The 10,691-nt window shown below is 47.7% G+C and carries 16 protein-coding genes; 5 read left to right on the top strand and 11 right to left on the bottom strand.

The genetic code is table 11. The features are described from left to right. Nucleotides 1–9: 9 nt before the first annotated feature. Nucleotides 10–1,131: a hypothetical protein gene (locus HGH92_RS08425; RefSeq protein ID WP_168870280.1), complete on the top strand. Its 1,122-nt coding sequence runs from the start codon at nucleotides 10–12 to the stop codon at nucleotides 1,129–1,131. Here HGH92_RS08425 and HGH92_RS08420 read toward each other — a convergent pair. The 4 genes from HGH92_RS08420 to HGH92_RS08405 all read right to left on the bottom strand — a co-directional run bounded on the left by HGH92_RS08420 (nucleotide 1,128) and on the right by HGH92_RS08405 (nucleotide 3,930). Further along, complete coding sequence (locus tag HGH92_RS08420) at nucleotides 1,128–2,057, bottom strand: hypothetical protein (protein ID WP_168870279.1); 930 nt, start codon at nucleotides 2,055–2,057, stop codon at nucleotides 1,128–1,130. The two genes, HGH92_RS08425 and HGH92_RS08420, sit on opposite strands and share 4 nt — an antisense overlap. Nucleotides 2,058–2,135: 78 nt before the next feature. Further along, complete coding sequence (locus HGH92_RS08415) at nucleotides 2,136–2,672, bottom strand: cysteine hydrolase family protein (RefSeq protein ID WP_168870278.1); 537 nt, start codon at nucleotides 2,670–2,672, stop codon at nucleotides 2,136–2,138. 202 nt (nucleotides 2,673–2,874) lie between these two features. After that, the gene (locus tag HGH92_RS08410) at nucleotides 2,875–3,462 is read right to left on the bottom strand and encodes a Crp/Fnr family transcriptional regulator (RefSeq protein WP_168870276.1); all 588 of its coding nucleotides are present in this window, start codon (nucleotides 3,460–3,462) and stop codon (nucleotides 2,875–2,877) included. 48 nt (nucleotides 3,463–3,510) lie between these two features. Further along, a complete protein-coding gene (locus HGH92_RS08405) occupies nucleotides 3,511–3,930 on the bottom strand; it encodes a DoxX family protein (RefSeq protein WP_168870275.1) in 420 nt (139 codons plus the stop codon). Nucleotides 3,931–4,041: 111 nt separating this feature from the next. On the opposite strand from HGH92_RS08405, the gene HGH92_RS08400 reads away from it, so the two are divergent. From HGH92_RS08400 to HGH92_RS08385, 4 genes are all read left to right on the top strand, one after another. Further along, complete coding sequence (locus HGH92_RS08400) at nucleotides 4,042–4,425, top strand: winged helix-turn-helix transcriptional regulator (RefSeq protein WP_168870274.1); 384 nt, start codon at nucleotides 4,042–4,044, stop codon at nucleotides 4,423–4,425. Nucleotides 4,426–4,512: 87 nt separating this feature from the next. Beyond that, nucleotides 4,513–5,034 (top strand): hypothetical protein, encoded by a 522-nt coding sequence (locus tag HGH92_RS08395; protein WP_168870273.1) that lies wholly within the window; start codon nucleotides 4,513–4,515, stop codon nucleotides 5,032–5,034. Between the two features lie 126 nt (nucleotides 5,035–5,160). Next, nucleotides 5,161–5,919 carry a hypothetical protein gene (locus HGH92_RS08390; protein WP_168870272.1) on the top strand — a complete coding sequence of 253 codons (759 nt, stop codon included), beginning with the start codon at nucleotides 5,161–5,163 and terminating at the stop codon, nucleotides 5,917–5,919. After that, nucleotides 5,916–6,773: a nucleotidyltransferase domain-containing protein gene (locus HGH92_RS08385; RefSeq protein WP_168870271.1), complete on the top strand. Its 858-nt coding sequence runs from the start codon at nucleotides 5,916–5,918 to the stop codon at nucleotides 6,771–6,773. The genes HGH92_RS08390 and HGH92_RS08385 overlap by 4 nt, the downstream gene beginning before the upstream one ends. A gap of 36 nt (nucleotides 6,774–6,809) precedes the next feature. On the opposite strand, the gene HGH92_RS08380 is transcribed toward HGH92_RS08385, so the two are convergent. The 7 genes from HGH92_RS08380 to HGH92_RS08350 all read right to left on the bottom strand — a co-directional run bounded on the left by HGH92_RS08380 (nucleotide 6,810) and on the right by HGH92_RS08350 (nucleotide 10,670). After that, the gene (locus HGH92_RS08380; protein ID WP_168870270.1) at nucleotides 6,810–7,631 is read right to left on the bottom strand and encodes an SDR family NAD(P)-dependent oxidoreductase; all 822 of its coding nucleotides are present in this window, start codon (nucleotides 7,629–7,631) and stop codon (nucleotides 6,810–6,812) included. Nucleotides 7,632–7,665: 34 nt separating this feature from the next. Further along, nucleotides 7,666–8,160 carry a GNAT family N-acetyltransferase gene (locus HGH92_RS08375; protein WP_168870269.1) on the bottom strand — a complete coding sequence of 165 codons (495 nt, stop codon included), beginning with the start codon at nucleotides 8,158–8,160 and terminating at the stop codon, nucleotides 7,666–7,668. A gap of 145 nt (nucleotides 8,161–8,305) precedes the next feature. Beyond that, nucleotides 8,306–8,506, bottom strand: a complete 201-nt coding sequence (locus HGH92_RS08370) for a hypothetical protein (protein WP_168870268.1) — start codon at nucleotides 8,504–8,506, stop codon at nucleotides 8,306–8,308. A 42-nt stretch (nucleotides 8,507–8,548) separates the two neighbouring features. Next, complete coding sequence (locus HGH92_RS08365) at nucleotides 8,549–8,929, bottom strand: hypothetical protein (RefSeq protein WP_168870267.1); 381 nt, start codon at nucleotides 8,927–8,929, stop codon at nucleotides 8,549–8,551. Between the two features lie 375 nt (nucleotides 8,930–9,304). Next, on the bottom strand, nucleotides 9,305–9,634 hold the full coding sequence (locus tag HGH92_RS08360) for a hypothetical protein (protein WP_168870265.1): 330 nt from the start codon (nucleotides 9,632–9,634) through the stop codon (nucleotides 9,305–9,307). A gap of 3 nt (nucleotides 9,635–9,637) precedes the next feature. After that, nucleotides 9,638–10,018 (bottom strand): DUF4267 domain-containing protein, encoded by a 381-nt coding sequence (locus tag HGH92_RS08355; protein WP_168870264.1) that lies wholly within the window; start codon nucleotides 10,016–10,018, stop codon nucleotides 9,638–9,640. A 64-nt stretch (nucleotides 10,019–10,082) separates the two neighbouring features. Then, a complete protein-coding gene (locus HGH92_RS08350; RefSeq protein WP_168870263.1) occupies nucleotides 10,083–10,670 on the bottom strand; it encodes a Crp/Fnr family transcriptional regulator in 588 nt (195 codons plus the stop codon). Between the last annotated feature and the right edge of the window lie 21 nt (nucleotides 10,671–10,691).

Raw genomic sequence — 10,691 nt, 5'->3', positions numbered from 1 at the left:
AAATACTATATGAAGGTCAATATCATAGAATTACTCTCCTGGCGCGATAGAAGAGCGGTCGGTCAGGGAGGGGAATTGTTGTCAGCGGATGGACTGTTCATCAACAAACGGCATCAGGGAGCATTCGGACTTTGTTTTGCTGATGCGCCGGAAATAGCCGTTGATGAATTTATTACGCCTGAACGCTACCAGGAAGCCATTGACTTTACAGGGGATGAAGCTACAGAAGATTATTTTTTTCTGGCAGAAATACTGTTGAATACATTTCAATACCAAAAAAAGAAACAGGTAGTCAACCAGCGACTGAAGTTATTTTGCCTGAAGCAAATTATTTTTCAGCAACAACATGATACCATGCAGCTGGCAAGGCTGTTTCATTTTCTGCTGTTCTTTCATCCCTGTTCAGAAGATTATATAGAACGCTTCTCCTTAAGCAAAGACGGTTTTTTATACAAAGGCGCACCGGTCGATATTCCTTCCATCATAGCAACATTGTTTGATTATTTTATCAATCATAAAAGTCAATCCCCATCTCCAGACGATTTCAGTAAAGAACATTTGTCCGTCAGCAAAGCGCTGGTGCTGGATACGCTGAAATTGATGTTGCCTCACGAAACACAAGTGACCTATGAGGTACCCGGAAAAGATACCTCGATACTCCTGGCAACTATCTTTTCGCAACCACAGGCCTTTTTTGATCTTTACCATAACAAAAGAGCTGAATTCTTTCGCCTGTTGAAGGAAAGTTTACCGTTATATTCCGTCAGAAGTTGGGATGATGATCCGGATACACAAGCTTCTACATACTATGGCACCACCAAAAAGGACAGCATCGAAGCTTATTTCAGCAGGCCGGTCCGCGTTATCCGGAGAAAGAAATACCTGGTGGAGTTTTTTGTGGACATGTATGTTTTTTATATTCTCAGTCATCCGGATGGAGTCAGGACAATGTTGGATGTTGTGGAAGAAGGCGATGTTTTCCGCCAGCAACTACTGACGGTACTTTTCTCCCATCCTTTTTTTAATGCTGATGCCAGGGTGGAGTTAATTAAATCAGGAGTGTACAAGCAGCTGCCGGAGGGCCATTGGAAAGATCAAATCAATAAAATGGCTGCCGGAATGAAGGACTAGGAAAGGCTCTTTTCTTTCTCCTTCCTCAAACTGAATATTTCGTTTTCACCTCTTTTTTCACCAATGTGTTCAAAACATTTATCGAGATCATCGATCACTTCCATCGGGATCTCGTTGAGATAGTTTTTTCTTATCTTCTTAAAATCATAAGAACATAAAAAACGACCCAGGCCTCTTCTGGTTTTGTAGTTCCTGTCTGACAGCAGGTAAGCATGAATAATATCCTTTACCTTGTATGTCTTCAGTATATCTTCCGGTACTGATTCATAGTATGGATAACCGCTCCAATATTTGTCCGTTTTGCCAAACGTCTGCAGTAAGGCGATGATGCGTTGACGTTGTTCTGGTATTTCGGCATGTAGATCCTGGATAAGTGCTGAAAGATAGTCAGAGTCCATGTTAATGATCTGTGCCCAATGTTTCCGGAACGTTTCAGGCGCAGTTTGAAGCCAGTTTCTCTGGGCTGTTTCGCCAGCCTCGCTGTCCTTTATCCGCTGTATGTGTTCTTCTAATGGCTGCGTAAGCCCCTGCTCCGAAAGGAATGTCACCAGTTCTTCCGTTTTTGATAGTGCTGCATCGCCGTTCCAGCCGCTATACCGGATGGAGGTGCCGTGGTGCAGTCCTATTATATATTTTATGGTATTATGGGCATGGAGCTCTATGGCATAAGAGCCGAGGCACATACAATGGAAACCGGTCATCGTTTCGTCGATTTCAAGCAGCTGCCCAATCCTGCTGATCGCTTCCGGTGCTGTCAAAGTAAGCAGCACGGTATCTGACATGGCTTTGTCATCATAAACCCCATCATCTTTAAGCAATACTTTGTCGATACCGGCGAACATATGCCGGATAGACGCATTGGTGGCCTTCGGTAGATTATTAATGGCGGCGAGGCGTTGTTCGTTTGTCATGTCAGGGGTAGGCATAGCCGTAAATTACCTGGTAAATATAAAACAAGAAGCATTATATGAGTATAATGCTTCTTGTTTTTTTAGGTAGACAGACTAGCGTAAATACTGCTGCGTATTAACGATATCGGCATAAAAGAACGCAAGCCCGGCCATCATGGCGCGTTGTACTTCAGCTGCCGGTACTTGCTGCTGATTAACTTCCAGGTCCCTGGTAGCGCATGCATCGGCTACTACGGTGCAATGAAACCCAAAGTCTTTGGCAGCCCTGGTGGTGGCGTCTACGCAGGCGTGGGTCATCATACCGGTGATGATCAAACCGGTAACACCTATCTGCTGCAGATGATGCAGCAGTGTTGTTTCCCGGAAACTGTTGGGATAATGTTTGGTGATGATCGTTTCTCCTGCCAGCGGCTGTACGGAAGGATGTATCTCCGCGCCGGGCGTATTGGTGACCAGGAAACCGGCATCTGCCTGATGTTGGATGTAGATGACAGGAATACCTTCTTTGCGGCATTTATCCAGTATCTGCCGGATATTGTCCGCGGCGGCGTCTGGGGCGGACAACTCCATTTTCCCGCCTTTGAAATAATCCTGTTGTACGTCGATGATGAGGAGCGCTTGTTTTTTCATGTTTGTTTTTTTGTTTGGACCTTCCGCAAATATGTTTCCGGCAAGCAACAGTAAAATGATTGCCAGTACGGATACCCCGAGGGGACGCACGTTCATGGGATGATGTTTAAAATGATGAAAGAGAAGTAAAGCGCTTTACAGGACAAAGGTGGGGATAATAAAAAAAACGCCACTTGACCTAGGTCAAGTGGCGGACTAAATTTCAGGAATGACGTTTTGATTTAAGCATGCGGCTGAAGAACGCCGGCGTTACGCCAATAAAGGAGGCAATCTGTTGCTGGCTGAAAGCGCCTGCAATCCGGTGATAGCGCCGGAGAAACTGCTCGTACCGCTCCACTGCCGGAAGGCTCAGGATATCCGTTATGCGCTGCTGGCTGACGGCAAATGCCCGTTCGGTAAGTATCCGGAAATATTGCTCGAAACGGGGTATCCGGGAAAATAACATTTCCCGTTTTTCTTTCGTCAACAGCAGGACAGTGGTGGGCTCCACGGCTTCGATGAATAACTCTGACGGCGTATCAAAAACAAGGCTCTGGTAATCGGCTACCCACCAATCGGCTATCGCAATGGTGAGAATATGTTCATTCCCTTTCCGATCGGGCAGGTAACTTTTAACACACCCGCTGACGATAAACGCCAACTGGTTACAGACACTGCCTTCCCGGAGCAGGTATTCTTTTTTGTGGTACTGCCGCTCCTGTAAAAGTGAACAAAAGAAAAGCTGTTCCGCATCGGAAAGAGGAATATGTTTCGTTACGTTCTGGAGGATGGGCTCGTATCCGGTTATCATACTGTCACCAAAGTAAGCGCTAAGGTAAGTTTTTCAGCCCTTCGTTCCTCATGCCTGCCGGCATTGCGCCCTGGGCGCAACAGGATACTTGCGTGTCCTGCCCCATACCACCAGACCAGCCAGTAAGGTCACTGCCATGTTGAATCCCGTTACGGACGCTTCTCCCCGGGATATATGGAACAGGGTGGCCAGTACCATCAGTACGATGATGCCAATAGCGGCCCATATGGTCAGTATCGGTTTGATACGGAGCAATGATGGCAACAGTAAGCCCAGGCCGCCTGCCAGGTCTATGATGCCAAGCAGCCGCACATATACGGCAGGCACCTGCCCTGTCCAGGGGTATAAGGCCGCTAATTTATCAATGGGATATCCCAGCTTCATCACTCCCGACATAATGAACAGTGCGGCTAACAGTATTTGCACTGCCCACAGCAGGATGTTAAGTACAGACTTTCGTTGTTGCATAAAACTGATTTTTGATGCGATAAAATTAGACTAGCTTTACTATAAAAAGGTAAGTACTATACTGTTGTATAGCCCTATACTACAGTATAGCAGCTCTTCAATCGACCGCATATGAAAAAGCCGTTTGGTGCCTGGGTGGACTTCCGTTTGTCGCCACAGGACTGCCCTAAAGAATACATGCTCGCCTTAAATGATGCCCTGAACGTGCTGACCGGAAAATGGAAGCTGCACGTGATAGGCGCTTTAACGACCGGGAAAAAACGCTTCAGCGAAATTGAACGCTTCATCCCGGAAATTAATCCGCGGATGTTGTCTAAAGAACTGAAGGAACTGGAAGTGAATGGCATCGTGTCCCGCACGGTGCAGGATAGATCGCCGGCTATTGTGGAGTATGAACTGACGAAATCCGGAAAGGAAATCAAACCTGTCTTTGACGCGATGATCACATGGGGGCTGGAGCATCGGCAGAGTAGCATCAGGAACGGTGGAAAATAGCCACCCTGCCCGTTTTTTTAAACAAGATAAGAATGTTTGTTGTAACATTTAGTGACGTGGTCCCGTTCTATGGATAAATCCACACGCATGAAGAACAACCTTTACCCCCTTATGCTGTTGCTGACCTGTGTCTTGTTTGTAGCCTGTAAAAAAGACAAAATAGAACACAAAGGAGACTTCCAGCGAAGCTATAACGCATGGCTCGATTTTAAAAATGCCACCGGCAATACTTACCGCTACAAATCTACTTCCGGCTCCTGGACTGGCTATGGCAGCGAAATGACTGTCACGGTTAAAGACGGAAAAATTGTTCATCGTTCTTACGTGGCTAAACATTACGATCGTAGCAATCCGCCGCAAATAGTGATAGATGTAACATGGGAAGAAGATGAAGCCACCCTCAATACACACACTAATCTGTCTAAATCCATGACGCTGGATGAAATATATGAGAAGGCGCGGTACGAATGGCTGATAAAAAGAGATGATGCCTCGGTGTACTTCGAAGCCAATAACAATGGCATGATTTCCAATTGTGGATATGTGCCGAAGGGCTGTATGGATGACTGTTTCACCGGTATTTCGATCTCGTTTATTGAAAGGCTCTAACATAGCGCCCCGGAACTTTCCGGGGCTCCTTAAATATTCACCAGCACTTTTTTTGATTTGTCCGGCATAAATCTCTCGGGATTTGTGACCGCCTTTCGTACCTTTCGTCCTTTAAAACGGACATCCATGAGTAACTTTTCAGACATCGGTTTTGATATAAATACGGAAGAAGAATTTCAGGATTTACTGGAAAAGACATATCATGAAAGTACCCTCATCAGGGTGCAGGAAGGGGCTTATGCAGTATACGCAGACGAGTCAGGAGCGGAGCTTTGGATACAGCTCAATAATCAACAGGAGTGTATCGGCGCTAACCCGCACTATAAAGGAAAAAGCCGCAGAAAAGTATGCCTGACCGCTACGGTGGAAAGACCGGAGAACCCACTGGATGGCGGATTTTACGCCTGGGCTGCCCCGTCAGAAAAACAGAATCCGCAAAGCGGCCTCTATCCCTTTGTATTTGATGTGCCTGATTTCAGAATCCCGGAACCGTTCTCCTTCCCCGCCGATGTGGAAATCCAGCTGACAGCCTTTGCACAGGACGTACAGCGATACGAAAATGAGGCGGCTTTTGATGCTGCGCAAACGAAGGAACCCAAGTTTTCCGTACAATCATTTATTCCAAGCGGACTGTTTTCTTCTTCGGAAGAAGATAAGCCTGCTACGCCGGAAGCATTCGGTTTTTTTACAGGTGTCATTAAACAGGTGGAAGCCAGGCAGAATACGCTGACGCAACAAATATTCTATGTCCTTCTCGTGGACACTCTGGGCGGAGAAATAGATGTAGTGGCAGATGCCGGCTTCTTTGAAAAAGCACCGGTGGTCAATGAAATTATCCAGGTGGAATGTTGGTTGTCCGGTCAGGTAATTAATCCTGCATCATGAACATACCCGAAAATAAACAACGCCTATTAACACAAATAACGGCCGCTCTGCAACCTGTCGAAGGAGTTGCCGCGGTGGTGCTGGGAGGCTCGTATGCGGCCGGAATGGCATCAGATCAGTCCGATCTGGATATCGGTATTTATTATTATGCAGATAAACCGTTTAAGGTAGATGATATTAAAACAGTAGTGGCGAAATATGCGGTCAGTCCCGCTACGGTGACTGGCTTCTACGAATGGGGCCCCTGGGTGAACGGAGGCGCATGGATGATGACGGAACAGGGTAAGGTGGATTTTCTGTACCGGAATATCGATCAGGTACAGCAGACTATTGACAAGGCGGTGCAGGGAGAATGGGAGAATCATTATGAGCAACAACCTCCTTATGGTTTCTCTTCTGTCATTTACCTGGCAGAGGTGAGTGTCTGTCAGCCTTTATATGATCCTGCCGGTGTGTTGGCCACCTGGAAAAAAACGGTGTCCGTTTATCCGCAGCCACTAAAGGAAACGATTATACGGCAATCGCTGTGGTCGGCGGATTTCACCCTCTGGCAGGCAGCAGGGTTTGCAGAAAAGCAGGATGTGTATAACACCGTCGGCTGTTTGGCCAGGGCGGTGAAAAATATCATGGCTGCGTTGTTTGCCGTTAATGAACGTTATCCGCTGGGAGACAAAAGAGTGATGGAGCAGCTGCAGGGCGCCGCCAAAGTGCCGGTTGGCCTGCGGGAAAAGGTGGACGCGATATTATGTACGTCCCTTGGCACTTTGCCGCAAAACGTAGCGCAACTAAAGGCGCTGCATCAGGAAGTGGTACTGCTGTCGGATGGATTGTATAAACCATTATATCAGCTATAACTGATACGGGAAAGGCAGCCGGTGAGGCTGCCTTTTTTATGATTGAGGAGAGGATGACACATGATGACGGGGCACCCGGTAATTCAGTGCCGCGGTAGTGCCGGCGGTGACGTCGATGGCCACGCCGGTGATTTTGCTGGCCATATCGGAAGCCAGGAACACGGCGGTCTGCGCGATGTCTGCCATCAGGGGCAGTTGCTTCAGCATAGTATCGGCTTCCATTTTTTCCAATGCGTCTTTTACCATTTCAGGGGCACTCTCCATGGCGCGTTTAAATACCCTGGAATCCGGTGAGCCGCCGGAACGGATAGTCAGTACCCTGATACCGTAAGTGCCCAGTTCGGAAGCAAGATTAGTGGAGAGGCTTTCGGTGGCACGGCAGGCGGCGGCAAAGCCGCCGGTGAGTGGATACCCGATTCCTCCGGGGGTAGCGGTGAGGAAAAGAATAACGCCCGATCCCTGGCCTTTCATGACCTGCCCGGCTGCTTTGGCTGTCAGGAAGCGGGTTTGCAGGGAACGGGTGACAGGTGTTACATAATCGTCCACAGAAAGCTCGATGAGCGGAACACCCTGAATAACGTCTACTCCCACGGCATTAAAGGAGATGTCTACGGTGCCGTATTGTTGTTTTACGGCATTGATGTGTTGTGTAACGGCCTCTTCGTTGAAAGCGTCCACTTCTGCGATTTCGACTTGTCCGCCGGCAGCTTTTATACTGTCTGCTGTTTGTTGAACAGATGCCATTCGGTGACCGGTTAGGAACACACGTGCGCCGGCTTGTGCCAGCGCTTCCGCTACGGCGCTGCCGAGTGAACCGCCGGCGCCGTAAACAATTGCATTTTTGTGCTGCAGTAACATAGCATGGAAGATTTATAATGTTAGCGATATTCAGTTACACCAGTAATTTTTCATACAGCAACAGTTCCTCTCCATTATACATGATCGTTTCACTGAAGTGGAGGCCCAGCTTTTCCAGCAGGTGGATAGAGCGCCTGTTTTCCGGCAAAGTGGTGGCGAGGATATGCGTGTGGGCCTTGTCTGTTTTTACTGCTTCCAGCAGGGCGGACGCTGCTTCGAAAGCGTATCCCTGACTGGCATGTTCCGGCAGAAAAGCAAACCCGATATCATGGTGTGGCAAATAAGTCCGCTTGATAAGGGTTACAATGCCCATTGGCTGATGGTCCTGCTGCCGGAAAACAACCCTGAAATCAGTATCAGGATTGTCAATCACCCGCTGTATATAACCAATGGCATCGTTGATATGATGAACATGCCGGTCGCCGATAAACTGTTTCCAGGCAGGGGTGTTTACCAGTACAAAAATAAAGGCAGCTTCATGCGTGGTGATGGGTTCTATGAATAGCCGTTCTGTTTGCAATGTCTCCATCGTGAGAATGCTGTTTCAACGAACTTACAATTTTTAACGAAAAATCGTAAAAAGGATTATATGAGAAGTTGACCCCAGGAGCTTATTAATGGTCCGTTATATTGGAATGAAAAGGTCCGTGCCAAAGCACGGACCTTTTTTATGATCAGTTGATGGCCTGAAAATCAATGGTAGCAGGCTTCTCAGTGTTTTCTTTTTCCGGGTGCACCACTACTTCTATGGGTGCTTCCTCCCTGAATCGGGGCATACTGATAGGCACACCGGCAAACAGGCATAAGCACATGGCCGCGAGCATACAGTACGCAACGATCCGTAATACCCGGAATACGGGTTGCAGACGTTTCATGTTGTAATGTTTACATCAAAAAATAACTAAATAAAAAAATAACTAAATGAATAGTGCGTCCGCCGGAAGGGGTTCAGGAAATATTTTAGGTTGCGGGAGATGACGGATTGTTTCAAAGCACCGGCATGTTTCCGCCGCGCAACGAAGCGCCAGGCAGGTTTGTTGTTCGGTGAAAGCCAGTATATAAGCGACCGGCGGCCTGTAGGAACAGGAAGGGATACATGCGGCCAAAGCCCGGAAATACCCGATACTCTTTCCTTTACAGCAGCGGGCCTGGTAAACAAGTTCATCCTGCACGGAAGGCCGGTCGCAATTGTTACCCTCCAACGGCAGGTAAAAGGCCGTACTGCACAGCAATAACATCGCTACCAGCCAACAGGGCAGGTTGTTCCTGGTAGTAGTAATGGTAGTTGCTGGTATCATCTTCCAAAGATAAAAAAACAGGATGAAGGAATATCTCATCCATAAAAAAGGGCGTCTGTGAAAAGACACCCTGCTGTTTTATTAACTTCTAACATACCTGCGTTCAATATTTAACGCAATATCGTTGTTCGCTCTCTGGTTGTTGACAAGGTTGACGATTGACTATAAAATCATCAACACTGCAAAATAATGGACAATCGGTCAGTTATCAGCACACTTTTATACAGCCGGTCATATTCAGTGTCGGATAACTGACAGGCACTATAACCACTATAGTGCCATTTTCCAGTTCTGTTGATTGTCAGGTAGTTATATTGGAGCGAAAACGTTGGTGCGTTCGGTTTTGATACAGCCATCTGTCCGGTTTTACAATGCCTACACTCTTACCACGGCAATCAGCGCTGCCAGTAGGGTGAGGCCTGTCAACCAGTAGTAGGCCTGCCTGGTAAGCGGTTTATCGGCAAAGAGGCCGTTCAGCACCGCGATCACCAGGAATATCAGCAGCTTCGGCACTACTTTGTAGTAGTTGATGGCCGGGTATTTCAGCGCTGCAAGCCCGATGCCGGTCAGCAGGATAACGATGCCCAGTATCATACCGGTTTTATTGCGTGGCGCGGTGATGTCTTTCCATAAAGAAGCCAGGATAAAGAGATAGCCGGCAAAGGCACCAAAGTGTAATAGCAACAGGATGTTGAAAAGCAGCATGGATCAGGATTTAGCAGTGGTACGGATATAATAGAAGCCCAGTATCAGTGACAATACCACGGCGATGGCATGCGGGTACAGGCGGGCGGTCACATAGTCGGGGTGGCTCATCACCACGGAAAAATCAACCATCGGAATGATACTGCCGGCCAGCAAAAGGAAACCGGCCGCCCGGAATTCGCGCATCAGCAGTAACAATACGATCGCCACACCGGTAAACAGGTCCCGGACGCCTTTGATGTAATGAAAGGAATAGTCGCCACCGGTAGAAGTATGAATACCAAAGGCGGTTTCGGCGGTCATCGGCACCAGTAGAAAACGGGCGCCGATAAAGATCAGCAGCAGGCCGGTGAGCAAAGTGAGATAGTAAGATAGCTGTTTCATATACTTTGTTTTGGATTGATGAAACAAAGCTATGACGACATTAAAACCTGTTCGTTCACCTGGGTTAATAAATCTGCCGGGAAGCCATTCTTTTCCGGATACGGCTCAGGGATGGTGGTTTTACGCCCACAAATGAGGATACATAATATTGCGGGATGCGCTGCTGCAGGTCGGGATAGTCTTCCTGGAACCGCAGGTACCGCTGCTCCGGCGAGTCTGCATACAACGATGCTATTTTTTTGATGGCATGAACGTAGAGCTGTTCACATGCCAGCCTGCCAAACCGTTCTCCGTGTTTTATGCTGCTGTACAGGCGTTGCAGGTCTTCATGGGAGATGAGCAGCACTTCACTGTCTTCCATAAACTGAATGTTGCTGGCAGACGGGGAATGATCAAGGAAGCTGCTGTAGTTGCAGAAAAAATCATTTTCCCTGCCGAAGTCATAAATCTGTTCTTCCCCGTTGGTGTTGGTGGCATAGTAGCGTATCAGCCCGTGGTTGATGAAGCCCACGGCCCTGCACACCTGGCCTTCCCGCAGAAAATAGTCCTCCCTGTTATATCGTTTCAACTGAAAAAGGGAGGCGACGAATTCCTTTTCGGCCGCGTCCAGCGGAATGATGTTTTCGATAGCGTAAATAACCTGTTGATGCATGCCTTAAAGTTAAGAATGTTA

It is taken from the genome of Chitinophaga varians, assembly GCF_012641275.1.
GTDB classification, from domain to species: Bacteria; Bacteroidota; Bacteroidia; order Chitinophagales; family Chitinophagaceae; genus Chitinophaga; species Chitinophaga varians_A.
Note: the sequence above shows the minus strand (reverse complement) of the source record. Positions and strands in the feature narration are given on the sequence as shown.